Origin of the sequence: Stenotrophomonas sp. EMP41, from assembly GCF_047495535.1 — a bacterium.
Taxonomy (GTDB): domain Bacteria; phylum Pseudomonadota; class Gammaproteobacteria; order Xanthomonadales; family Xanthomonadaceae; genus Stenotrophomonas; species Stenotrophomonas sepilia.
Genome location: NZ_CP179923.1, coordinates 290,936 through 315,532, shown reverse-complemented (window position 1 = coordinate 315,532; position 24,597 = coordinate 290,936). Strand labels below are relative to the sequence as shown.

The 24,597-nt window shown below is 65.0% G+C and carries 19 protein-coding genes; 8 read left to right on the top strand and 11 right to left on the bottom strand.

Annotated elements, in window-relative coordinates; all coding sequences use genetic code 11:
• Positions 1 to 92: 92 nt before the first annotated feature.
• The gene (locus ACMGRF_RS01365) at positions 93 to 3,320 is read right to left on the bottom strand and encodes an autotransporter outer membrane beta-barrel domain-containing protein (RefSeq protein WP_180880547.1); all 3,228 of its coding nucleotides are present in this window, start codon (positions 3,318 to 3,320) and stop codon (positions 93 to 95) included.
• Between the two features lie 337 nt (positions 3,321 to 3,657).
• On the opposite strand from ACMGRF_RS01365, the gene ACMGRF_RS01360 reads away from it, so the two are divergent.
• A complete protein-coding gene (locus tag ACMGRF_RS01360; protein WP_414485580.1) occupies positions 3,658 to 6,057 on the top strand; it encodes an autotransporter outer membrane beta-barrel domain-containing protein in 2,400 nt (799 codons plus the stop codon).
• Between the two features lie 175 nt (positions 6,058 to 6,232).
• Here the strand turns inward: ACMGRF_RS01360 and ACMGRF_RS01355 are convergent, their stop codons facing one another.
• From ACMGRF_RS01355 to ACMGRF_RS01340, 4 genes are read right to left on the bottom strand one after another with little or no spacing between them, the layout of a single operon-like run.
• A complete protein-coding gene (locus ACMGRF_RS01355; RefSeq protein WP_152904769.1) occupies positions 6,233 to 7,216 on the bottom strand; it encodes a fimbrial protein in 984 nt (327 codons plus the stop codon).
• Positions 7,217 to 7,221: 5 nt separating this feature from the next.
• Positions 7,222 to 7,731, bottom strand: coding sequence for a fimbrial protein (locus ACMGRF_RS01350; protein ID WP_049415671.1), 510 nt, complete (start codon positions 7,729 to 7,731; stop codon positions 7,222 to 7,224).
• Between the two features lie 38 nt (positions 7,732 to 7,769).
• Positions 7,770 to 8,942, bottom strand: coding sequence for a fimbria/pilus outer membrane usher protein (locus ACMGRF_RS01345; RefSeq protein WP_239666647.1), 1,173 nt, complete (start codon positions 8,940 to 8,942; stop codon positions 7,770 to 7,772).
• Positions 8,900 to 10,261 carry a fimbria/pilus outer membrane usher protein gene (locus ACMGRF_RS01340; RefSeq protein ID WP_414485579.1) on the bottom strand — a complete coding sequence of 454 codons (1,362 nt, stop codon included), beginning with the start codon at positions 10,259 to 10,261 and terminating at the stop codon, positions 8,900 to 8,902. Before ACMGRF_RS01340 ends, ACMGRF_RS01345 begins: the two co-directional genes overlap by 43 nt.
• A gap of 308 nt (positions 10,262 to 10,569) precedes the next feature.
• Between ACMGRF_RS01340 and ACMGRF_RS01335 the strand changes: the two genes are divergently transcribed.
• From ACMGRF_RS01335 to ACMGRF_RS01325, 3 genes are all read left to right on the top strand, one after another.
• Positions 10,570 to 11,085, top strand: coding sequence for a fimbrial protein (locus tag ACMGRF_RS01335; protein ID WP_414485578.1), 516 nt, complete (start codon positions 10,570 to 10,572; stop codon positions 11,083 to 11,085).
• Positions 11,086 to 11,144: 59 nt separating this feature from the next.
• Positions 11,145 to 11,867: a molecular chaperone gene (locus ACMGRF_RS01330; protein WP_414485577.1), complete on the top strand. Its 723-nt coding sequence runs from the start codon at positions 11,145 to 11,147 to the stop codon at positions 11,865 to 11,867.
• A gap of 486 nt (positions 11,868 to 12,353) precedes the next feature.
• The gene (locus ACMGRF_RS01325) at positions 12,354 to 12,764 is read left to right on the top strand and encodes a hypothetical protein (RefSeq protein WP_414485576.1); all 411 of its coding nucleotides are present in this window, start codon (positions 12,354 to 12,356) and stop codon (positions 12,762 to 12,764) included.
• Positions 12,765 to 12,905: 141 nt separating this feature from the next.
• Here the strand turns inward: ACMGRF_RS01325 and ACMGRF_RS01320 are convergent, their stop codons facing one another.
• From ACMGRF_RS01320 to ACMGRF_RS01310, 3 genes are all read right to left on the bottom strand, one after another.
• A complete protein-coding gene (locus tag ACMGRF_RS01320; protein WP_262223691.1) occupies positions 12,906 to 13,808 on the bottom strand; it encodes a fimbrial protein in 903 nt (300 codons plus the stop codon).
• Between the two features lie 163 nt (positions 13,809 to 13,971).
• Positions 13,972 to 14,481, bottom strand: coding sequence for a fimbrial protein (locus ACMGRF_RS01315; protein ID WP_099488446.1), 510 nt, complete (start codon positions 14,479 to 14,481; stop codon positions 13,972 to 13,974).
• 79 nt (positions 14,482 to 14,560) lie between these two features.
• Positions 14,561 to 17,272: a fimbria/pilus outer membrane usher protein gene (locus ACMGRF_RS01310; RefSeq protein WP_414485575.1), complete on the bottom strand. Its 2,712-nt coding sequence runs from the start codon at positions 17,270 to 17,272 to the stop codon at positions 14,561 to 14,563.
• Between the two features lie 39 nt (positions 17,273 to 17,311).
• On the opposite strand from ACMGRF_RS01310, the gene ACMGRF_RS01305 reads away from it, so the two are divergent.
• Both ACMGRF_RS01305 and ACMGRF_RS01300 read left to right on the top strand, forming a co-directional pair.
• Positions 17,312 to 17,827: a fimbrial protein gene (locus tag ACMGRF_RS01305; RefSeq protein WP_049415673.1), complete on the top strand. Its 516-nt coding sequence runs from the start codon at positions 17,312 to 17,314 to the stop codon at positions 17,825 to 17,827.
• 59 nt (positions 17,828 to 17,886) lie between these two features.
• Positions 17,887 to 18,609, top strand: a complete 723-nt coding sequence (locus ACMGRF_RS01300; protein ID WP_099488450.1) for a molecular chaperone — start codon at positions 17,887 to 17,889, stop codon at positions 18,607 to 18,609.
• Positions 18,610 to 18,932: 323 nt separating this feature from the next.
• Here ACMGRF_RS01300 and ACMGRF_RS01295 read toward each other — a convergent pair whose 3' ends face one another.
• The 3 genes from ACMGRF_RS01295 to ACMGRF_RS01285 form a co-directional block, all read right to left on the bottom strand.
• Positions 18,933 to 19,436, bottom strand: a complete 504-nt coding sequence (locus ACMGRF_RS01295; protein WP_099591097.1) for a fimbrial protein — start codon at positions 19,434 to 19,436, stop codon at positions 18,933 to 18,935.
• Positions 19,437 to 19,452: 16 nt separating this feature from the next.
• On the bottom strand, positions 19,453 to 21,972 hold the full coding sequence (locus ACMGRF_RS01290) for a fimbria/pilus outer membrane usher protein (protein ID WP_414485574.1): 2,520 nt from the start codon (positions 21,970 to 21,972) through the stop codon (positions 19,453 to 19,455).
• A gap of 70 nt (positions 21,973 to 22,042) precedes the next feature.
• Positions 22,043 to 23,038, bottom strand: coding sequence for a fimbrial protein (locus tag ACMGRF_RS01285; RefSeq protein ID WP_099488452.1), 996 nt, complete (start codon positions 23,036 to 23,038; stop codon positions 22,043 to 22,045).
• 242 nt (positions 23,039 to 23,280) lie between these two features.
• Here ACMGRF_RS01285 and ACMGRF_RS01280 point away from each other — a divergent pair, with 242 nt between their 5' ends.
• Entirely contained in the window at positions 23,281 to 23,796 is a 516-nt protein-coding gene (locus ACMGRF_RS01280; RefSeq protein ID WP_049415684.1) for a fimbrial protein, read from the top strand.
• 57 nt (positions 23,797 to 23,853) lie between these two features.
• Positions 23,854 to 24,576: a molecular chaperone gene (locus tag ACMGRF_RS01275; protein WP_049415685.1), complete on the top strand. Its 723-nt coding sequence runs from the start codon at positions 23,854 to 23,856 to the stop codon at positions 24,574 to 24,576.
• The last annotated feature ends 21 nt before the right edge of the window (positions 24,577 to 24,597 follow it).

Sequence of the window (24,597 nt, the reverse complement as noted above, 5' to 3'; positions counted from 1 at the left end):
GCAGTGAGCCGAGCATAGGCTCGGCTCTACAGCAGCCGTCGGGTCGGATCCCATTGCCGTGGCTATGGGATCCGACCCCGCTGCGCACCCGCTTACCAGGCCATGCGCAGGCCCACTTGGCCACCCACGTTGCGATAGCCGCCGTCACCACGCTGCACGCTCACGCCACCCCACGCGCCCCAGCGCTGGCCCAGCTTCAGCTCGGCACCGGCCTGCATCTCATAACGGTTGCGCGGTACGTCCGCGCCCAGCCTGTCACCGTTGAACTGCAACGTGCTGGTGCCGCTGCCACGCAGCCAGTTCACGCCCAGGTACGGCTGCACGGTGTTGCCGGCTTCCGTGCCGTGGCCGAACACGCGCACGCCCAGGCGCCCGCTCAGGCCACCGGCGTCGGCATGGTCGATCACCGTGCCATTGCTCTCCACGTGGCGATCGGAGCGGAAATCGACATGGCTCAGCTGCAGCTGCGGCTGCACATACAGTGCGCTGGTGCTGCCCTGCCATACGTTGAAGGTGTAGCCGGTCTCCAGCGACGCACTGGCCGCGCGCGAATCGTAGTGCTCCGGCTCCAGGCCGATGCCCTGCACCCGGTTATCGAAACGGCCGTACTGCAGGTTCGCATCCATGTACGCACCCTGCGTGCCGTCAGCCGCCTGCAACCAGATGCCGTACACGCCCACCGCGCGGCCACGCACCCGCCCCTTGGCACTGTAGCCGGTCAGATCGGACACTGCGCTGCTGTCAGCACGCCCCGTGCCCAACATCACGCCGAACGCTGCATTGCCTCGGCGGAGCAGATCACTGCCGATCTGCAGCACCGAGGTGTTGCCATCAATCGACAGCTGGCCACCGACCGCGCTGAAGTCCGCCTGCTGCCGGCCCACGCGCGCCCACGCGGCACGGCCTTCATCCAGCGAGACGGCCCCGATACGGTCGTTCATACGATGGGAGAACATGTTGATGGCTGCCGACTGGTTTGCCAGGTAGGCACCGGCTTCCGGGCGCAGTACCGGCGGCGGCAGGATCGGATTGATCGGATCCACCGGATCGACGGGATCCGTCGGGTCGATCGGATCCGGGCCCGGATCGACCGCGCATCCCGGCGCAGCCGGGTTGTCCTGGCAGACATCGAACCACTGCGAACGCAGGTACCAGTTGCCATCGGAAGGATCGGCCAGGCCGCCCTGGAACAGGAAGTACTCGTACGATCCGCCCACCGCGCGGCCGCTCAGCGCGTAGCTCGCCAGCGATGCACCGTCGATCTCGATCAGCGGGATGCCATCGACCGTCGGCGCGCCCACGCCACCGATGTTCTTCACCGCAATCAGCGCATCGCCGGAGGTGTCGCCGCGCACGTGCAGGCGGTCCATGGCGCTGTCATCGCCGGCCAGCGCGCCCTGGAACAGGAATGTCGCGCCCTCGCTGTGCAGATCGCCGTCCACGGTGAGCGTATTGAAGCGCCCACTGCCGTCGGACAACGCCACGCCACTGTTGAGCACCTGCAGTTCGCCCACCGTGGCATCACCGGTCAACGTCCACTGGCTGCCACTTTCAATCGCCATCGTCTGCACCAGATCCGACGAACCCTGCCACAGCGATCCATCCGCCAGTCGCACATGCACGTCCGACTGTGGTGGCAGGCCTGCGTCCTCGTCTTCCGGGGTAATGACGATGTCGCCCTCCATCTGCGAACCGCCCTCCAGCACCACGTCGAAGCGTCCGGCCACTGCGGCATCCAGTGCCAGCGCGATGCCGTTGCCGCCCGATACCAACGCGCCATTGGACAGAGTCAGGCCCGCATCGCGGCTGCTACGCAGCCACACACCGCCATGCTGCGCGCTCACCAGCGAGCCACCGTCGATGCGCATCCGACCGTTGTCATTGATCACCGCCGCCCACGCGCCCTCGCCTTCGGTGCGCACGTGGGTGTTGTTCAGCGTCATTTCACCCGTGCCGCCAGACAGCACACCGTGTGAGTTGACGCCCGTGGTGCGCACCACGCTGTCGGCCAGATGCACGGTGCCACCCAGGCGCGCGATCGCACCGATGGCGCCCGGGCCCTCGGTCAGGATGTCGATCACGCTGGCAGTTGCGACCGGACGAACACCCGCCGCGCCTTCTGCATACAGGCCATGGCCGTTCTGGCCAAGAGTGCGCAAGCGGCTGGAGGTGACGTGAGCGGTGCCACCCAGGACTGAGATCGCCTGCCAATAGGTGCCGTCAGAAGTAATGGTCGAACCCTCGACCATCAGGTCTCCGTTTTCCACCAGAATGCCGACACCGTTCTGGGTGGTGATCGACGAGCCGGTCACCTTCGCCACGACATCGCGCTGGTTCATGTTGATGCCCGTTGAAACACTGTCGAGTTGACTGTTCTGGAGGGTCAGGTCAGCGCCTTCGGTCATATGGATGCCGTAGTGACCGGACACCTCCACTCCCATCAGACGCAGCACACCGCCACCACCGGTCGCGAAGCTGACAGCACTGGCGTTGTCGCCACGCGCATGGACGCTGCCGCCACGCATCTCAAGCTCTCCCCCTACGAACAAGCCCATGCCCGAGCGTTCGTGGGTGAGATTGATGTCCACATCTTCCAGCAACACCTTGCTGCCCAGGCCTACCAACACGCCCGAGGCACCTGCACCACTGCCGTCGATCTGGACCGAACGCAGCGTCACATCGCTGCTGCCCTCTGCCCACAGTCCCTGCCCGCTGCTGCCTACTTCGATGCGAACGCGTTCTGCCTGAAGCGTTCCGCCAACAGCCTCCAGACCATGGGACTGGCTGCCGTGGACGGTGATGGTGCTGTCATGGATCTGCGCCTCGCCCCCGCGGACTGTCACACCGTGTGACAGTCCGCCACGGGTGACGATATCCACACCCTCCAGTTGGATGCGCCCGGCGAGCGACTCGGCGCCGTGCGAGGTGGTGCCCAACGTCTCGATGCGCGTACCAACGGCCTGAACGTGCCCCCCGGCGGATGCCGATAGACCCGCGGCGCCATGGCCGGTGGTCATGACCTGCCCGCCGGTGAGCTGGATGCTGCTGCCCACGCCCTCAGCCCGTGCGGCGGCGGCACGCAGGCCGTCGGTGCGCAGATTGACCTCGCCGGCAGGAATGATGGTGCCGCCGTTTACGGCAAGGAACGCATGACCCGCCGGATTGCCGGGCTCGACCGGCTCGGTCGTGGCGTAGTCGCCGGCCGCCGGGTTCTGCTCATCGCCATCGGCAATGACCTGCTGCGCCATCGCTGGCGAAACGATGGCCAGTGCGAGGGCCAGTGCCGAGTACAGGCGGCAACGCGAATGCGGTAGGTGCATGATAGCTCTCCGTGAAAAGAGGGCCATGCTCGGCAACTGCGGGGCAATCGAACATCGAATGCGTTGCAATGCCGGTGCGGCGCATTGCCGCAGCTGAAGTGCTGTCTGAACGGCCGCCACCCAGAGCAAGGGATGCAAGCACGCTTTGCAACTAATTGCATGGGAACAGAGACGACAGCAGCCGAAACTGCGCCCCGTTCGAGACACGCATTGTCGCCATCGACCCATCACTAAGCCTTCACGCGGTCGAAGCGTATACGTCACCCGCCTGAACAGGGGCCGGCAACCGCAGTGGCAGTGCAGTGTCCCATCCGTTTCCCTTGTAGAGGACCAGACCATGCGTCTAGATCGGCCCCGCACTTCTCTTCCCTGCCTGCGCCCGCTGGCACGCGGCCTGCTGCTTGCATTGGCGGTAGTGCCTGCAGCTGCTGTATTTGCAGGTGACCTGGACAATCAGCATGCCGATGTCGGTCCCGGCGATCCGATCGAAGCCTGGACGCTGCGTAATGACTCATGGCTGAGGGTGCTCGGCGGTGAGACGCAACGCATCCAGGCCACGGATTCCACCCTGTACATGGAGCGCGCGGTGATCAACCAGAGCGGCGCTGATGCGCTCTCGGTCCAGTTGCTGGGCGCGTCATTGCTGCAGGCGCAAGGCACTACCTTCCGCGGCGGCATCAGTGTCGGTGATTCGTCCCAGGTACATCTGGTGGACAACCATATCGTTCTGGACTCCGCCGACATTCCGGTGGGCGCGGCCAGTTCGATTGGTGTCGATCTCGACAGATCGCTGTCCGGCACAGGCAGCGGCTCGCCGCAGGCGATTCTCGATAGCACCCGAATCCAAGTGGCCGAAGCACCCGGTGCAGCCGAGTACAACAGTGGATTGGGAGTGCGCCTGCAGGGAGGGCAAGCGGACATCGTCAATGGCTCGCAGATTCTCGCGGCCAATGTCGGTGTCATGCTTTGGTCGCTGGTTCCCGGCGCCACGGCCCCCATTCGCCTCAATATCAATGATTCCAGTCTGCAGTCCGGGCGCGGCGCGGCGATACGGGTCATGCCGGGCCTGGAGGGTACTTACGAAATCAATGTGGCCAACGATTCAAAGCTGATCGGTGGCGATGGCAACCTGCTGCTGGTGCAGGCCCCCACCGTCGCGAGCACCGCACGTACCAACGTCATCTTTACCGTTGATGACTCACGTTTGGCGGGCAACGTGACCTTTGATCCCACAACCGTATCCAACGGTACGCTGGACGCGATCCTGCGCAACAAGGCCCAGATCGACGGCCGCTTCCTCAACGTCACTGCGGCCAGCATCGACAGCGACAGCACCTGGCTGATGACCGGCGACAGCACTGTCGGCCACCTCGCGCTGGGCAACACCGGCACCGTGGCACTCGGCAATGGCAGCACCTTCAACACCCTCACTGTGGATACCTTCGATGGCGCCGGCGGCACCCTGCTGTTCAACACCCAGCTGGGGGACGACAGCTCGGCCACCGACACGCTGATCATCAAGGGCGATTCGACCGGCCAAGCGAACGTGCGCGTGCTCAATGCCGGTGGCGCAGGCGCGAAGACCGACAAGGGCATCGAGCTGATCCGCGTGGGCGGTGCGTCCAATGCGCAGTTCGACCTGCAGGGCCGCGCCGTGGGCGGGCAGTACGAGTACTTCCTGTTCAAGGACGCGACCAACGGCGGCTGGTACCTGCGCTCGGAACTTGCCGGCACGCCGGACCCGTGCCTGGTGGATCCCACGCTGCCGGAGTGCACGCCGGTCGATCCGGTGGACCCGGTCGATCCGGTCGACCCCACGCCGGTGCTGCGCCCGGAAGCCGGCGCGTACCTGGCCAACCAGTTCGCGATGGACCAGCTGCTGCGCCATGGCTGGCGCGACCGTCAGGGCGGCAACACCTCCGCCATTGATGGCGTGCGTGGGTGGGCTCGCGTGGATGCCACGCAGAGCACGCTGTCGGCGGTGGAAGACCAGCTGGACCTGCGTGTGGACCGCTCGCGCCTGCAGCTGGGTGCAGACATCGGCTTGTTCGACAACGGCCAGGGCCGCGTCGGCGTGATGGGTACGCTGGCCAAGTCCGATGCTGCTTCGCGTTCGCAGCTGACCGGCTACAGCGCACGCGGCAAGGTCAACGGTGGTGCGCTGGGCGTGTACGGCAACTGGAGCAACGATGCACTGTATGTGGATGCCAGCGCGCAGCGCGGCAAGTTCCGCAACCGCGTGCAGGGCGAAGGCCTGGCCGAAGAGCGCTACGACTCGGACATCTGGCAGTCGTCGCTGGAAGCCGGCTATCGCTTCGGCATCGGCCAGATCGGCAGCACCGCGCTGAGCCTGCAGCCGGAACTGCAGCTGGTCTACACCGACGCCAACACCGATCGCCACGAAGAAACCAATGGCACCGTGGTGCGCAGCCTGGGCGACAGCGGCCTGTCCGGCCGCGTGGGCCTGCGCCTGCAGGGTGAAGGGCGCAGCGCCGCCGGTGCGTCGGTCAGCCCGTATGTGGTGGCCAACTGGTACCGCGACGGTGCCAGCAACGGCATGGCGTTCGATGATGAAGCGCTGAAGGCCGGCGTGCCGCGCAACCGCTACGAGTTGAATGCAGGTGCGCGCGTGGACTTCCGCTCCGGGTTGAGTGCCTGGGGTGGCTTCGGCGTGATGCGCGGTGACCATGGGTACCGCGAGGCGACGGCCAATCTGAGCATGTCGTACAAGTGGTGAGGTAATTGAAAGAACGGCGCCGGATGTTTCCGGCGCCATTCTCTTTTGCCCGGCGCGACGTCTTTGTAGAGTCGAGCCATGCTCGACTGCATCGATCAGATCGCGATGAGCCGCCGGCTGGATCCGGCCTTAGTGGAGACGATCATGCATCGTCCCGGATCGGGGAAATACCGTGCTATTTCATGGTCGCAGTGATAATTGCCTCGCCCACGATGTCACCCGCACTCAAGGCATCACCGGTCCGGATATAACGGGCGGACAGCCCCTGGTCAGTCCAGGTGGCCCCATCGGTGAACATCCACCGGCTTCCCATCGGCAAAGGCACACCGTTGCGCAGAATCTGCAGACCCACGCCCGTTGCACTGGTACCCGCAGCCGGTGTCAGGACGCTGCTGGTGTTGCCCATATCCAGTGCATCGTCAATGCCGACCTCGGCCACTACGCCATCCCGCGAACAGCGCACGCGCGCCGGAAGGGGTTCTTCCCCGGCCGTATCGCCCGGGCGCTGGAGTTCCGGTTGCCGGGCCGGATCCAACATCACCCCTGCGCCATCCGCGCGCACCCGGCATGAATCGACAGCTGGATTCACTTCGACGCTTCCGCTGTTGGAAACCACGGCAGACGGATTGTTCAGCAATGAGGTTTCCACCACACCGAGTGCTTCGGTTTCCTTGATGATGGTACCGCCGCGCGCCACCAGCCCGACTCGAAGTGTCACCGCGAACTCGCCAGTAGGCCCTGCCAGGATTCCCTGTTGTGACGTCTTGTCGATCTTGAGCGGGAAGCGCCAGATTCCCAAGCCGGAGCCGGAGTAAACCTGAAATCCAAAAATCACCAACGATGATGTTGCATTCCAGCCATAGGCGGGATAGGTGAGTCCATCGATGACCACGTCCCTCACATAGGTAAGGCCCGGCATCATCGGCTTTATCTGCAGCTGGAGTGGCTCCCCCGGCTTGCAGTTCCTGAAACGGGTTGCTCCACCTGGCCAGGGACCATGCAGAACCGTACCCGCTGACGCCTCGTTTTCAGTATTCACCACCAGATCCGTGGAGGAACTCGCCGTCTGCACGGCGCAGGTAGACTGCGCGGCGACACCGCCGACGAAGCAGAGCGTCAGCCCTACTGCCCAGCCCAGCCCGGTGCAGCGCTTGACCATGGCACTCACTGGTAGTCCGCCGTCACCACGATCTCGGTGGATACTTCCCCCGCGTTCGGCGTTTCGCCGGTGGGCAGGAAGTAGGCCGCCCGCAGGTCGTATCGCGCGGTGGCGCCAGTCACCGGCACATCGATGCCGGTGTCGCCATCCTTCAAATAGGTGCTGCCGGTGGTACCGGACAGCAGCGAGATCGACACGCCTTCGGCCGCATCGCTCGCAGCGGTGTTCTTCCAGCGCGTAGCATCGCCGTCGGCGGCGGTACCGGCGAAGGACAGCACGGCCTTGCTCACGCCAACGCAGCCCGCGAACTGCAGGGCACCCGCCTTGATCTGCGCATCGGCGCCGGGCGTCAGGTCGCTGGCCTTCACCGGGTCAAGGGTGATCGGCGCTGCGGTGAGCGTGCAGGTGCCGGCCAGCACCTTGCCGCTGATGGTGAGGGTAGCAGTGTCAGCCAGAGCCAGCGGTGCGACAGCCAGCAGTGCGGTGCACAGGGTGATGCGGTTGAACGGGTTCATGAAGGAACTCCTTGGGTTGTAAAAATGAAATCAGGACATCAGAACGAAGTGGCTTCGACCGCATCCAAGGCGGCCTGTAGCCCGGCGCTCGGGACCGGCAACGGCATGCACACCGCTTGGCTCCACGACAGGCCGTAGGCATCGGGGGCATCTGGCGTGGCGTACTCCAGTCGGCACCGATGCGCGCCATCCGGATCGACAATCAGCTGGCCCTGTTCGGGCGCGCCGCGCAGCTGGATCACGCCGCCCTGACCCACCGCTCCCCAGCCGCGTCCGGCGTCATCTTCGATGCGCGCGGCAAACGGCAGCGGCTGGCCCAAGGCATCGGTGGCGTCAATGAACAATGTGCGTTCGCGCTTGGCATTGAACGCAACCCGCACGATGCTGCCTGCTGTTGGCGCAATGCGTTGTGAGGTCTGCAGCAGTTCCACATCCATCGGCAGGCCCGACGGGTCCAGTTCGATCTGGTTCCAGCGGTAGGGGCTGACGTGCGGCAGCAGCGCATAGCCGTTACGACCGATGCGCACGTCGCTGCCGTAGCCGATGCGGGCGCCCTGCGCGCCATCGGCCTGTACCAGCACGAAGCCATCGCCCACCGGCGCACCGAAGTTGATGCCACCGCGATGCAGCGCCACGATCCCGGCAGCGCTGGCATTGAAGGCGTTGTAATCACCCGAGCGGCTGTAGCCAGCGGTTATCGTGCCATGCCCACCACGATAGGACGCGTAGGCATCGGCGCTGCCCGCCCCCTCACGGGTCTCGCTGGTAGACAGGCTGTAACTCAGCTGCTGATCAGTGCCCAGCGTTCCGTTCAGACCCAGCTGACCCACTTCACCACGAGCCGAATGGGCCAACTGCGTGCTCAAACGCGGCGCGCGCGGGGCTGATCCCAACGGAATGCTGAGGGTTGCCGCATAGCGGCTGTCCTGACGGCCATCGCCCATCTGCAGACGCATGGCAGACAGGCTCAGATTGGCGCGGCCAATGCTGGTCTGGAAGCGCAATTGCAGATCGTTGTGCTGCTGCGCGCTGTCCCAATAGCGCACCTGACCGCCATTGAGCGAGAGCGTGCTGCGCTCGCCGATGCGCTGCGAGAAATTCACCTGAAAGCGCTGGCGCGCACGGCCACTGACGCCCCAATCATCGTTGTACGCCTGCGCGAGATCATTCAGCGAGAGATAGCCGCGCGTGCTGTAACGCAGCGCTGCCAAGCCGAAGTTGGTACCCGTTGCGGTGATATATAGCGCTGGTAGTTCAGCCGGAAGCTGTTGCCGGTTACCTGTTCGTCATTGGCCAGGCGTGCGCGCGAATGGGTAACGTCGGCACCGAACGCACCAAGCGGCGTATTGATTGCTCCGCCGAACAGCGCGGACTGGAAGCCTTCGGCAATCTGCATCCCGCCCAGCGCGGTGAAATGGTTGCTGATGCCACGTGCGTAGGTGCCTTCTGCAAAGCGCAGTGCTTCATACACACCGCGTGCGTCGCGAAGTTCGCCTGCGGTGGCGCTGAAACGGCTGGCGCCGGGGCGCAGCGCCTGCGGCACTGCGGAGAAGCTGACAGTGAACTGCTGCTGGCGGCCATCGGCTTCGGTGACGGTGACGTCCAGGTCGCCACCGAAGTTGGTCGGGTAGAGGTCTTCGATGGAGAACGGCCCCGGCGCCACGCTTACTTCGTGGATGACGTAGCCATTCTGGCGGATGCTGACCAACGCGTTGGTTTCGGCGACGCCTTGCACCACCGGCGCGAAGCCGCGCAGCGAGTCCGACAGCATGCGCTCATCGCTGGCCACCCGCACACCGGCAAATGACAGCGACTCGAACAGTTCGCCACCGGTCGTACCCTGCCCAAACAGCAGCTGGGCATTCCATGCCGGAAGATCGCGCTGCAGCGTGCTGCTGATCACATCGTGACGCGAGCCATGGCTGCCCTGGCTGAAGGACGAACGATGACGCAGCCGCCACGCGCCCAGGTTCACGCCCGTGTTCAGCCCCAGATAGGTCGCCTGCTGGTCCTGGTTGCGGTTGTGGTTGATGTTGTAATCGAAGAAGGCGGCCGTGACGCCATGGTCGCGCTGTGCAGGTGCCACGTAGCCGCGCGCATCGCGCGCCTGTGCTGCCTGCGGCACGTTCACCAGAAGCTGCAGGTTGCTTTCGTCGAACTCGACGGTGGCACCGACGATCAGGCTGGGAAGCGCGACGCAGCTTTCATCCTCCTGGTCCAGCTCGGCCAGGAAAATTTCCTTCAGCGGCAACTGGCGTACCAGCCCGGCGGGCAAGCACGGGGTCGCACCCAGAGGCGCCGGTGCCGCCACGAAGGTGATGTCGCGCTTGTCGTGGAACCGGCCATTGACCACCACCTCCAAGGGATACACGCCAGGCTCCGTGGGATTGCCCAGCGCATAGCGCTGCATGTCGATGGCCCGGCCACCCATCAGGACGCCTTCACTGAACTGCAGGGACTCATCACCCTGCGCATGGGCATGACCGGCAATGGCCAGTGCCACCGCGACGGAAATCGAAAGGCCCAGCACATGAACGGCAGGACGGCGTGATGTCCAACGAGGAAAGGGACAGTTGTTCATGGCTGGCGTCATTCGATGAGGTCGCGGGCGACATCGCTCGTGGTCGATGGGGGCCGCAGCGTAGGCAGCACTCCCCTGCCCTCCCATTGAATTTGTTGCAAAGCGAAGACACCGGACGGAGCGACGCGTTCAACGCAAGCGTCAGCCAACACGCTTGCAACTAATTGGATGTCGGCCCGGTGCCGGCCCGGGAAAACTGTGCGCATCCGCTGGCGCATTCACTGCGGATTCCCTGATTCCCAACCAAGGACAACTCCATGTCGAACCGACTGAACCTGATCGCTGCTGGTGCGCTTGCGCTGGCCCCGTCCCCCACGGCCTTCGCCGAGACCCTGGAAATCACCGGCGAGCTGATGACCAGCACGTGCTCGGTCGATGCTACCGGCGGCACCATCACCGTGCCGATGGGCAAGGTGGATGTGGCCTCGGTCAATGCGTCCGAGCGTGCCGGCATGAAGAACTTCAGCATCCTGCTCGACTGCACTGGCGCTGGTGCCGCCCAGGATGTCGGTGTGCGCTTCGGCGGCACCCCGGACGGCAGCACCGGCAATCTGGCATTGACTGCGGCGTCCACGGCCACCAACGTGGGCGTGGCGCTGTATGACGCTGCGGGCAACCACCAGAAGCTGGGCGAGGACCCGCTGCAGTGGGTGAACATTCCGGCGGCCGGCAAGGGCCAGCTGGACTACAGCGCCTGGTATTCCTCGGCAGGCCAGAACGCCACTGCCGGAACCGCCAACGCCTCTGGCGATTTCGTGGTGCTTTACAAGTAACCCGCGCCCGTGTGCGCCGCCTCGCGGTGGGGTGGCGTACGCTTTCGGAGGATGAGCTGATGAAAATCCGAGCAACGCCGTGGATGGTCGCACTGTTGGCTGGCGTCGTGGCGCTGCCGGTGTCGGCAGCGGTCACGCTGCAGGGCACGCGTATCGTGCATGACGCGGCGCAGGGCCGCGATGTAACGGTGAAGGCGACGAACGCAGGCAACCAGGTGGCCATGGTGCAGGTCTGGATTGACGATGGTGACAGCCGTGCGCGTCCTGAAAACGTGCGCACGCCCTTCCGCCTGACGCCGGCCGACCCTCGCCTGCTGCAGGCCCACCAGGGGCAGGCGTACCGCATTACTTACGCGCCGCGCCCGTCGGAGACACCGCTGCCAACGGATCGTGAATCGCTGTTCTACTTCAACCTGCTGGACATTCCGCCCAAACCCACCGATGCCGCCAGCAAGAACCTGCTGCAGTTCGCGGTGCGTACCCGGGTGAAGCTGTTCCATCGCCCGGCCGGCCTGCCCGGCAAGCCGCGCGATGCCGCCGGGCAACTGCAATGGCGTGCGCGGGCCGGCGCCCTGCAGGTAAGTAACCCCAGCGCCTACCACGTGACCCTGAGCACGTTGACACTGCCCGACGGCCGCACGGTGGAAGCAGAGATGATCGCACCGGGCGCGCAGGTACGTCTGCCGCTTCCGAGTGGTGCGGCGATGCCCACGTCGGTGACGTTCCAGTGGCTGGACGATTACGGCACGCCGCGTGATGCCGAGGCGAAGATCTCCCCTTGAGCGCAGCCTGACGCGCGAGCCGTCTTCTGTAGAGCCGAGCCCATGCTCGGCTGCTTTGCGGCCAGATCGGGCTGAACCCCGTGCATTGCGCTATGAGCCGAGCATGGGCTCGGCTCTACATGCTTTGTCGTAATTGACGCGCTCCCGTGCGAGCGGAACATTTGCAACGCTTTCGAACTTTCCAACAATTCTCATTGGCAGCATTGGCGCTCCATGCAAATCATGTAGCGCCACCGACAACGGGTGGCACGGGCTTGCAATCCCGTTTGATCGATGTTGTTTACGCTTGCCTGCCGGCGTCGCCTCCTTCCCCTTGCCTGGGCGGCGTCGGCAGGCATTCCGTCTCTGCCTACATGGCGGACGGTGCGCGGGGGCCTCGTGCCCGCCGGCGTTTCTACATCGGTCACCGGTATTGCAACCACGCACCGTCCGCCACCCTTGCTGTTAAGCAGGGTGGCCCCTTGCCGCTTGCACAAGGACGCCGCCATGACCGCTTCCGCCTACCCACACCTGTTCGCCACCCTGGGCGAGGCCGCCACGCGCCTGCCCGATGACCTGGCCCGCACGCTGGAAGACACCTTCGTTGCGCTGCAGACCGGTAACAGCCCTGGCGCCATCACCCTGCAGGCCTGCCTGCAGTACATCCGCCAGGGCGATGCCGCCGATGGCCAGCCGTGGCCCGGCACCAACCGTACACCCGGGCAGCGCCTGGCCTTGGCGCGCATCGACCGCGCCAATGCGGGACTGGGTTTCCTGCTGGAACTGCTGCACGCCAGCGAACGCGTCCGCGTGGACGGGGATATCGACCAGCACATGGATGACGGCGCGCGCGAAGGGCTGTTGCTGGCCTGCCGTGGGCTGGCCGAGTATGTGGATGTGCAGTTGCGGGCGGTGTAATGGCATCTGTAGAGCCCAGCCCACGCTCGGCTGCAATCCGATTGGATCGTGATGAGCCGGGCGCGGGCTCGGCTCTACAGATGCCGCGTCAACCCAGGCCCGACGGAGGACGGTCGCCCTCCGCCAGGACCGTGAGTGCCCCTACCAATAGTCGACATTCAGCACGGCCTCGCCCTTGATGACGCCAGGCTTCAGTGCTTCGTTGGTGCGGATATAGCGCGCAGTGTAGGTAAATTCATGCACGCCACCACCGCCAGGATTGAAGAACCATGGCGTACCAAACTGCACTTCGCCGGCCCCGCTCAGCAACTGCACACGCACACCTTCCGCAGTCGAGTCCACACTGGGCGTCAGCATGCTTCCCGTATTGGCAAAGTCTCCCGCATCGTTCAGCACGATGTCGGCGCGTGGCTTCACAATGCCGCAGTCCATCAGCAGCGAAACCTGCTTCTCCATCGCCGTATCACCCGCATTGGCCAGCTGCGCGAGTGATACATCCTGCAACACCTCCGATACGTCCTGCATGCGGCACGTGGTAGGCGGAAATCGCATGTTGATACTGATGGGCACAGTATCCCCAAATGCCGGATGTGCGGGCGCGCTCAACTGCATGGCCACCTGGGTCTGGAAGTCCGCCATCCTGCTGCCGCGACTGAGCACGAACAACAAGGGAACCACACCGCCGTCACCGGGAACCTGTACCGCGTTGGAACCCTGGCGAAAGGGGTGCACAGCGCCGCCAATCATGAGTCCAAATCCCATTAGCGCCGAGTCCGGGCCGCTTTCATAGACAGGCAGTTTTCCCAGAACAGGATACGCATCAAAGTCGATATCGCCAACCCAGCGCAGATCGGCACCTTGCAGATCCACCTGCAACTCCAGCGGTGCACTGCTGGGACAGCCGCTGATCGAGACGTTGGTGCCATCGTCCCAGATCATCCGCACCGCCTCCGTGTAGCCCGGCCTGTCCCGATCGACGACGATCGGCGCCTGCACTTTTACCTGACACGCCTGCGCCGCACCGCTCGCCACCATCATTGCCATGAAGGGCAACGCCAGGATTGATGTCGGACGGCGGCGTGTACGCTGGTCCCTGCGGGCAAGCCACCCACTCATCGGGCAGGCCACGCGGCCGTGGGATTGACCTGGGTACGGTTGTGCTGTTGGCCGCTTGCATCCCTCAAGGCGCACTTCATCTTTACGGGACCTACTCATAGTCGGCCGTCACCACGATCTCCGTGGAGACCTCACCCGCGCTTGGCGCCGAACCACTGGGCTGGAAGTAGGCCGCGCGCAGGTCGTAGCGTGCCACCGCGCCGGTAACCGGCACATCAATGCCAGTGTCACCGTCCTTCAGATAGGTGTTACCGCTTGTGCCGGCCAGCAACGAAATGGACACACCGCTGGCAGGATCGCTGGCCGCCGTGTTCTTCCAGCGCTCGGCGTCGCCATCTGCAGCGGTACCGGAGAAGGACAGCACCGCCTTGTTGACACCCATGCAACCGGTGAACTCCAACGCGCCTGCCTTGATCTCACTGTCCGCTCCCGGGGTCAGATCACTGGCCTTGACCGGGTCCAGCGCTATCGGTGCGGCGTAAAGGGTGCAGGTGCCGGGCAGCACCTTGCCACTGATGGTGAGGGTGGCACTGTCGGCCAGAGCCAGTGGCGTGGCCGCCAGAAGTGCAATGCACAGCGCAGCACGGTGGAACCTGTTCATGCGGGTGTTCCTTGGAGTGGTAAGCGGGTGGGAGGAATCAGAGCTGCGTGGCATCGGTCGTACTCAATGCGGCCTGCAATCAAGGGCTGGGCAGTGGCAGCGGCATGCACACCGCTTGGCTCCACGAAAGGCCGTAGGCATCGGGGGCATCCGGCGTGGTGTACTCCAGTCGGCACCGATGCGGGCCATCCGGATCGACAATCAGCTGGCCCTGTTCGGGCGCGCCGCGCAGCTGGATCACGCCGCCCTGACCCACCGCTCCCCAGCTGCGTCCGGCGTCATCTTCGATGCGCGCCGCAAACGGCAGCGGCTGGCCCAAGGCATCGGTGGCATCGATCAACAACGTACGTTCGCGCGTCGCATTGAATGCCACGCGCACGACGCTGCCGGCGGTCGGCGCAACGCGTTGCGAGGTCAGCAGCAGGTCCACATCCATCGGCAGCCCGGCTGGATCCAGCTCGACCTGGTTCCAGCGGTAGGGGCTAGTGTGCGGCAGCAGCGCGTAGCCATTGCGTCCGATGCGCACCTCATTGCCGTAGCCGACACGGGCGCCCTCTGCGCCGTAGGCCTGAACCAGTGCGAAGCCATCACCCACCGGCCCACCAAGATTGATGCCATCGCGGTGCACCACCACGCTGCCTGCGGCGCTGGCGTTGAAGGCTCTGTGGTCACCCGACCGGCTGTAGCCAGCGGTGATCGTGCCATGCCCACCGCGATAGGACGCATGGGCGTTGGCACTGCCAGTCCGATCACTGGCGGCGCTGGCAGACAGGCTGTAGCTCAGCTGTTGCTCGGCACCCAGCGCGCCGTTCAGGCCCAATTGCCCTTGTTCACCCCGTGTCGAATGGGTCAGCTGGGAACTCACGCGCGGTGCCTTGGGCATTGCGCCCAAGGGAATGCTGAGGGTGGCCGCATAGCGGGTGTCCTGGCGCCCATCGCCCACCTGCAGGCGCAGCGCAGACAGGCTCAGATTGGCACGGCCCATGCTGGTCTGGAATCGCAGTTGCAGGTCGTTCTGCCGCTGTGCGCTGTCCCAATAGCGCACCTGCCCACCATTGAGCGAGAGCGTGCTTCGCCCACCGAGACGTTGCGAGAGATTGATCTGGAACCGTTGCCGCGCGCGGCGGCTGAACCCCCAATCGTCGTGGTATGCCTGCGCGTAATCATCCAGGGCAAGATAGCCATGCGTGCTGTAGCGGAGTGCGGCCAGGCCAACATGCGTGTCCGTTGCCGTGATGTAGCGCTGGTAGTTCAGGCGGACGCTGTTGCCGGCCACCTGTCCTCCCTTGGCCAGGCGCGCACGCGAATGCGTGATGTCAGCACCCAGCGCGCCGACAGGTGTGTTGATGGCACCGCCGGACAGCACGGACTGGAAGCCCTCGGCAATCTGCACTCCGCCCAGCGCCGTGAAATGATTGCTGACGCCACGGGCATAGGTGGCCTCGGCGAAGCGCACGGCTTCACGCGTACCGCGCGCATCCCGCAGTTCACCTGCAGTGGCACTGAAACGGCTTGCACCGGGGCGCAGGGCCTGCGGCACCGCAGAAAAATTGACCGTGAACCGTTGCTGGCGGCCGTCGGCTTCAGTCACGGTGACCTCCAGGTCACCACCGAAGCTGGTCGGGTACAGATCCTCGATCGAGAACGGACCCGGTGCAACGCTCACTTCATGGATGACATGGCCGTTCTGGCGAAGGGTCACCACGGCGTTGGTTTCGGCAATGCCCTCAACGACCGGCGCGAAGCCGCGCAGCGAGTCGGGCAGCATGCGTTCATCGCTGGCCACCCGTACGCCCGTGAACGACAGCGCCTCGAACAGTTCGCCACCCGTGGTGCCCTGGCCGAGCAGCAGTTGCGCATTCCAGGCTGGCACGTCGCGCTGCAGGCTGCTGCTGATCACATCGCGATGCGAGCTGTGGATTCCCTGGCTGAAGGATGCACGATGGCGCAGCCGCCACGCGCCCAGATTGACGCCGGTGTTCAACCCCAAGTAGGTGGCCTGCTGGGCCTGGTTGCGGCTGTGGTTGATGTTGTAATCGAAGAAGGCCGCCGTGACGCCATGATCGCGCTGCGCCGGTGCCACATACCCACGTGCATTGCGCGCCTGTGCAGCCTGCGGCACGTTCACCAGAAGCTGAAGGTTGCTGTCATCGAAATCGACCGTTGCACCTTCCACCAGTGCGGGAAGCACGACGCAGCTTTCATCGTCCGGAGCCAGCTCAGCCAGGTACATCGCCTTCAGCGGCAACTGGCGCACCAGGCCAGCGGGCAGGCATGGCGTTGCACCCCGCGCGGCAGGTGCCTCTATGAAAGCGATGTCGCGCTTCTCGTGGAAGTGGCCATTGATCACCACCTCCAGCGGGTACACGCCGGGCTCGATCGGATTGCCCTGCGCATAGCGCTGTAGGTCGATGGCCTGGCCGCCGATCAGGAAGCCCTCACTGAACTGAGGTGGTGCATCGCCACCCGCACTTGCGCGGCCGGCAATCGTCATTGCGATCGTCGCAGCGATCGCCAAGCCCAGCGCGCGAACGGCAGGACGGCGCGATGTCCGTGGTGGGAAGGGGCGGTTGTTCATGGCTGGCGTCATTGGATGAGATCGCAAGCGAGATCGCTCGATGAGGGGCCGCAGCGTAGGCAGCACCTCCCCGCCCTCCCATTGAATTTGTTGCAAAGCGAAGACACCGGGCGGAGCGACGCGTTCAACGCAAGCGTCAGCCAACACGCTTGCAACTAATTGGATGTCGGCCCGGTGCCGGCCCGGGAAAACTGTGCGCATCCGCTGGCGCATTCACTGCGGATTCCCTGATTCCCAACCAAGGACAACTCCATGTCGAACCGACTGAACCTGATCGCTGCTGGTGCGCTTGCGCTGGCCCTGTCCCCCACGGCCTTCGCCGAGACCCTGGAAATCACCGGCGAGCTGATGACCAGCACGTGCTCGGTCGATGCTACCGGCGGCACCATCACCGTGCCGATGGGCAAGGTGGATGTGGCCTCGGTCAATGCGTCCGAGCGTGCCGGCATGAAGAACTTCAGCATCCTGCTCGACTGCACTGGCGCTGGTGCCGCCCAGGATGTCGGTGTGCGCTTCGGCGGCACCCCGGACGGCAGCACCGGCAATCTGGCATTGACTGCGGCGTCCACGGCCACCAACGTGGGCGTGGCGCTGTATGACGCTGCGGGCAACCACCAGAAGCTGGGCGAGGACCCGCTGCAGTGGGTGAACATTCCGGCGGCCGGCAAGGGCCAGCTGGACTACAGCGCCTGGTATTCCTCGGCAGGCCAGAACGCCACTGCCGGAACCGCCAACGCCTCTGGCGATTTCGTGGTGCTTTACAAGTAACCCGCGCCCGTGTGCGCCGCCTCGCGGTGGGGTGGCGTACGCTTTCGGAGGATGAGCTGATGAAAATCCGAGCAACGATGTGGACGACCGCGGTGTTGGCTGGGGCGGTGGCGTTGCCGGTGTCGGCAGCGGTCACGCTGCAGGGCACACGTATCGTGCATGACGCGGCGCAGGGCCGCGATGTAACGGTGAAGACGACGAACGCAGGCAACCAGGTGGCCATGGTGCAGGTCTGGATTGACGATGGTGACAGCCGTGCGCGTCCTGAGAACGTGCGCACGCCATTCCGCCTGACGCCGGCCGACCCTCGCCTGATGCAGCCGCACCAGGGACAGGCCTACCGGATCACTTACGCTCCACGTCCCTCGGAGGCCCGGCTTCCGAGCGATCGCGAGTCGGTGTTCTACTTCAATCTTCTGGACATTCCGCCCAGACCTGCCGATGGCGCCGGCAGGAACCTGCTGCAGTTCGCCGTGCGCACGCGGGTGAAGCTGTTCCACCGCCCGGTCGGCCTGCCCGGCAAGCCGCGTGATGCGGCCGGGCAACTGCAATGGCGTGCGCAGACCGGTGCCCTGATGGTGAGCAATCCCAGCGCCTACCACGTGACCGTGAGCACGCTGACTCTGCCTGACGGCCGCAAGGTGGACGCGGACATGATCGCGCCGGGCGCCGAGTTGCGGCTGCCGCTACCTGGCGGCGCAGCGGTGCCTGCGTCGGTAAAATTCCAATGGCTGGACGATTACGGCACGCCCCGTGATGCCGAGGCCGTCGTCGCTCGTTGAATACAGCCGAGCGTGGGCTCGGCTCTACAGGGTTTGTAGCAAGCGGCACGCTCACTTGCGCGCGGGCCATCTGCAACGCTTTCGAACTTCCCAACAATTCTCATTGGCGGCACTGGCGCTTCATGCAAATGGCGGGCGGTGCGTGGGGCCCCGTGCCCGCCGGCGCTTCTACATCGACCTCCGGTATTGCAACCACGCACCGTCCGCCACCCTCGCTGTTAAGCAGGGTGGCCCCTTGCCGCTTGCACAAGGACGCCGCCATGACCGCTTCCTACGTGGATGTGCAGTTGCGGGCAGTATGACAACCCGCAACCGCAGCCCGCTCAATCGTAGAGCGCGGTAACCGTAATGGCCGTCTGAATCGCACCCGCGTTGACGCCGCTGGTCGTGGGCAGGTAATAGCCCGCACGCAGCGTGTAGCTGGCAGTGGCGCCGGTCACGGGCACTTCAATGCCGGTGTCGCCCTTCTTCAGATAGACGTTGCCCGTGGCCCCGGCCAACAGGGCGACCGAAACGCCTCGCGCCGGGTCGGTGCTGGCCGTGTTCTTCCAACGCTGCGCGTCGCCATCGGCAGCCGTTCCATCGAAGGACAGCGTGGCCTTGGCAACGCCAATGCAGCCCGTGAAGTTCAACGTGCTTTGCTTCAGCAGGTTGTCGCCCACCTTCAGCTCATCGGCCTTCACGTTGTCCAATGTGATGGCCGGTGCCGTCAACGTACAGGTGCCGGGCAATACGCGGCCGGAAATGGTGAGCGTGGCGGCCGCTGCACTGCCGATGGGCAGTGACAGCGCCAGAAGGGTGAATGAAGGTAACAGCAAGCGTTTCATCGGGCACTCCAGAAGATCAGTGGATAGATGGGCTGGCGCCAGCCAGCTCGGGTGAGTCAGCAAAGGGTTGGCAGGTGGCCTGGGCCCACGAAAGGCCGTAGGCATCGGGCGCATCAGGCAGTTGATAGGCCAGGCGACAGCGTTGCGGCCCATCCGGGTCAACGATCAGCGCGCCTTCGGGCGGCGCGCCACGCAACTGGATGACACCGCCCTGCCCCACCGCGCCTGCAGGCGTGCCATCCTCGCGCTGCACGCGTGCGGCGAACGGCAGTGGCTGGCCCAATGCATCGGTGGCATCGATGAACAAGGTGCGCTCGCGGCGCACTTCGAACGGTACGCGCACGATGCCACCGGCGGTGGGCGCAACACGCTGCGAGGTCTGCAGCATTTCCACCTCCAGTGGCAGCCCTGAAGGGTCCAGATCGATACGGTTCCAGCGATAGGGGCTGACGTGCGGCAACAACGCGTAACCGTTGCGTGCCACGCGGATATCCACACCCGTACCCACCTGTGCGCCTTCTGCGCCCGGTGCATGCACCAGCGCGAAACCGTCGCCTGCCGGCGGCCCCATGTTCAGGCCGCCGGCGTGTAGCACCAGCGCGCCGGAAGCACTCAGGGTCTGGCTGCTGTGCCCGGTCGCGCGGCTGTAGGCGGCGTTGACGTTGGCGTAGTGGCCCTGGTAATCCAGATAGGCACTGCTGCTGTTGCCACCCTCGCCTTGGGTGCTGGACACCGAATAGTTCATCGCGCGCCGCTCGCCCAGGTAGCCGCTCACCCCCGCCTGCACCTGCTGCCCGCCACTGGCGTGACTGATCTGGGTGCTCGCCCTCGGCGCATTCTCGCTACGGCCCAGCGGCACTGCGAAGGTGAAGGTATAGCGTGTGTCAGGGCGGCCATTGCCCAGCCGGTAGCGGAACACCGAAACACCGTAGTTCGCGCGCCCCACGGTGCTGCTGAAGCCGAACTGGAAATCGGTCTGGCGCTGCGCGGTATCCCAGAAAGCCACGTGACCACCATTGAGGAACAGCTGGCTTGCCGCCCCCAGGCGCTGGGAGAGATTGGCCTGGTAGCGCTGTCGGGCGCGGCCGGCGTAGCCCCAATCGTCGGAAGCAGCGCGGGCCACGTCGTTCAGGGTAAGAAATCCGCGCGTACTGTAGCGGTACGCCGCCAGACCCACGTTGGTTCCGGTACTGGCCACGTAGCGCTGGTAGTTCAGCCGCAGGCTGTTGCCGGCAACGCTGGGGCGTCCGGGCAGCTCTGCCTGCGAGTGGGTGATGTCGATGCCGACGGCACCCACTGGCGTGTTGACAGCGGCACCGGCAATCGCAGCGCGATAGCCCTGCGCGATCTGAATACCCCCCAACGCGGTGAGGTGATTGCTGAGACCGCGTGCGTAGGTCCCTTCGGCGAAACGGAGATGGGCCAGACGGCCTCCGGCGTCGCGCAGCGTTCCCGCACTCGCGCTGAACCTGGACGTACCTGCGCGCAACGCCTGTGGCACGGCGGAAAAGCTCACGTTGAACCGCTGGCTGCGCCCGTCCGCCTCGGTAACCACCACTTCCAGATCACCCCCGGAGTTGGTCGGGTACAGATCGTCGATGACGAACGGCCCGGGCGCGACGCTGACTTCATGGATGACGATGCCGTTCTGGCGGATGCTGACCACCGCGTTGCCCTCGGCGATGCCGCGCACGGCCGGTGCATAGCCACGCAGCGAGTCGGGCAGCATACGTTCGTCGGTGTACAAACGAGCCCCCATAAACGGGACACTGTCGAACAGCTCGCCAGCGGTATTGCCCTCGCCCAGCAACAGCTGGCTGTTCAGCGCTGGCAGATCCCTTTGCAGATGGCTGCTGATGGTTCGATAGCGGGAGCCCTGGCTGCTGTGATTGAACGAAGCGCGATGGCGCAGGCGCCAGTCGCCCATATTGAAGCCCGCACTCACGCCTACGTAGCTGCTGTCGCGATGGGTGCTGCGGTAGTGATTGGCGGTGTAGTTGACGAATCCGGCCGTGATTCCGGAGTCGCGCTGTTCAGCCGGCACATGGCCACGCGCACGCCGTGCCTGCATCGCCTGCGGAACGGTCAGCTGCAACTGCAGCGCACTGTCGTCGAAGGTTGCGGTGGCGCCCTCGATGGCGGTTGGCAGATCGATACAGCCGACGTCGGCCACCTGTGCGTGAAGGGCCTGGCGGTGATCCTCACGCAACTGCAGTGCATCCAGCAGGTCTGCAGGCAGGCACGGGCGCGCATGGGCTTCGCCCTCTGACGCCTTGAACGTGACGTCGCGGGTCTGGTGGAACTGTCCATTGATCCACACATCCACCCGGTGCTGGCCTTCCTCGACCGGATTGCCCTGCGCGTAGCGGCGCATATCGATGGACTGCCCGCCGATCAGGAATCCTTCGCTGAACTCGATGGCTGGTGCGGCAGCGGCTGCAAACGGAAGCGAGATGGAGAGCACCCCTGCAATCGCGCACGGCAGATGGGAGAGGGCGAGTGCGCGGAAACGCGCGCAGGAGCGAACGGTGGTCATGACAGGGGACGCATGAAGGCGCGCAGCGAGATGCGGCGCGATGGCAGGAAAAGGAAGGCGTGCGCAGGCATCAGTAGTAGTCCGCCAGCAGCGAGACCTCGCCAAGGATGCTCCCGGTGCGAAGTTCCGCAGGCGTGCGCAGATAGCGGGCGCTGAACGGCACGGACATGACCGTGCCGGTGGTGGTGCCGTAGCTCCAGGGCTGCTGCATGCGCACCGGCGTACCGCCCTGCAGGACCTGCAGCGCCACGCCGGTTGTGGTGGAGCCCGGCGCGGGCGACAGGACATCGCCGGTGTTGGCCAGGTCGTGCACGTCGCTCATTTCCAGCACCAGCGGGCGACCGCTGGCACCGCAGTTGACCGCGACATTGAAGGACTTCTCGCCTGCACTCTGTTGCTGATCCAGCGTGCGGGCGTCGATCGGGTCGAGCGTTACAGACTGGGGAGTGACCGCGCAGGTCTGGGCCTTGAAGCGCACCCCGATGTTCAGATGGTGGCGCCCCACGTTGCCCGACTGCATCGTTGCCGTCGATCCGATCGAACGCTTGGGCGTGGACACCATCTGGCCACCCCGCGAATAGACATCCACCCAGACCAGAACCTCTCCCTCGCGCCCGTTGCCCATGCGGTCCAACGGCTCCCCCCTGCCGTCGCGCAGGGAGTAGCCGCCTGCCTGACCCTCATCAATGGGACAGTCATCTCCCGGGAGACAATCCATGTATGACAGCGACTCGAATCGGAACATCAGCAATGCGGATTCCGGCCCCATCGCGTACGCCGCTGTCATCGCCGTATTTGCTTCGTTGTAGACGTCGCCGACATAGGACAGCCCCAGCAGACTGGGCACGATGGTGCCCTGCGTCTCACCTGCGGAGTCGCAGGCGAACTTCAGGGTTCCCTGCACCGAGGCCAGTGGGCGATGAAGGTCGGGCACGAAGGCCACATCGAACTCGTGGTCGATGAACGTATCTCCGCCCAGGAGGCGGCAAGCGGCCTGAGCGTCGAGCGCGGCACATGACAGGAGCAGTGCGGGAAGCACCAGCGGTCGTGGCAGAGGGGATTTCATGCGGAACTCCTGCAGGGCGCCGCGTCAAATGCGCGTGCGCCGCTAGGGGTTGGAGGGCTTTCAAGGGCATGCACGATAGTTCGCCCTCTCCTCCGGCCCCATACAAAAAGTTGTATCCGCCGCCAAGAAGAAACCGTTTACAACAAGTTGCATGGTGATGCGGCTGCGCGACATCGACACTGCGCATCGTTCGGCGGCCCTCGGCTGCCGGCGCATCCCATTCCGCAACGAGAAGAACGTCGATGTCGATCAAACTGAACCTGCTGGCGCTGTCTGCGCTGGCGATCATGGCCGCGCCTGCGGCCCACGCCGAACAGCTGGAAATCACCGGCGAACTGATGACCTCCACCTGCAGTGTCGGCTCCGCAGGCGGCACCCTCACCGTGCCGATGGGCAAGGTGGACCTGGCATCGGTCAATGCCGGTACCCGTGCCGGCCAGAAGAATTTCAGCATTGCCCTGGACTGCACCGGCTCGGGTGCGGCGCAGGAAGTCGGGGTGCGCTTCGGTGGCACGCCGGATGGCAGCACCGGAAATCTGGCTCTGACTGCTGCTTCGGGCGCGAGCAATGTGGGCGTAGCGCTGTATGACGCCGCGGGCAATCACCAGAAGATCGGTGATGACCCGACCCAGTGGGTGACCATCGCCGCCGGTGGCACTGGCCAGCTGGACTACAGCGCGTGGTATGCCTCGCCGGCCCAGAACGCTACGGCCGGCACCGCCAACGCGTCGGGCGACTTCGTGGTGCTCTACAAGTAAACGGTATCCGGCACGCGCGCACGGATGCGCGCGTGCACCTACTGCATGAGGTATTCCATGAAACTCCGCCCATCGTTGTGGCTGCCGGCTTTGCTGGCCATCGCGCTTGTGCTGCCGGCGCAGGCTGCGGTAACCCTGCAAGGCACGCGCATCGTGCACGACGCCAGCAAAGGCCGCGATGTCACGGTCAAGGCCAGCAATGTGGGTGAACAACCCGCGATGACGCAGGTCTGGATCGACGCTGGCGACAGCCATGCGCGTCCGGAGAGCGTGCGCACGCCGTTCCGGCTGACGCCGTCCGAGCCGCGTCTGCTGCAGGCCAAGCAGGGACAGGCCTACCGGATCACCTATGCGCCGCGGCCTTCGGAAGCGCCGCTGCCGACTGATCGCGAGTCGGTGTTCTACTTCAACCTGCTGGATATCCCGCCCAAGCCGGCCAATGCCGGCGACCGCAACCTGCTGCAGTTCGCGGTGCGCACGCGGGTGAAGCTGTTCCATCGCCCCGCCGGCCTGCCGGGCCAGGCGCGCGATGCGCCGGGCCAGCTGCAGTGGCGCATGGCGGCAGGGGCATTGCAGGTAAGCAATCCTACTGCCTATCACGTGACACTGACTTCGTTGACCTTGCCCGATGGCAGCAGGGTGCCGGCGGACATGATCGCGCCCGGTGCACAGGTACGGCTGCCGCTGCCAGCCGGTGCTTCGGTGCCGAACAGCCTGACATTCCAGTGGCTGGACGACTACGGCACCACGCGCGATGCCCACGCAAAGGTCATTCACTGATTGACGCCGGGCAACGGCTCG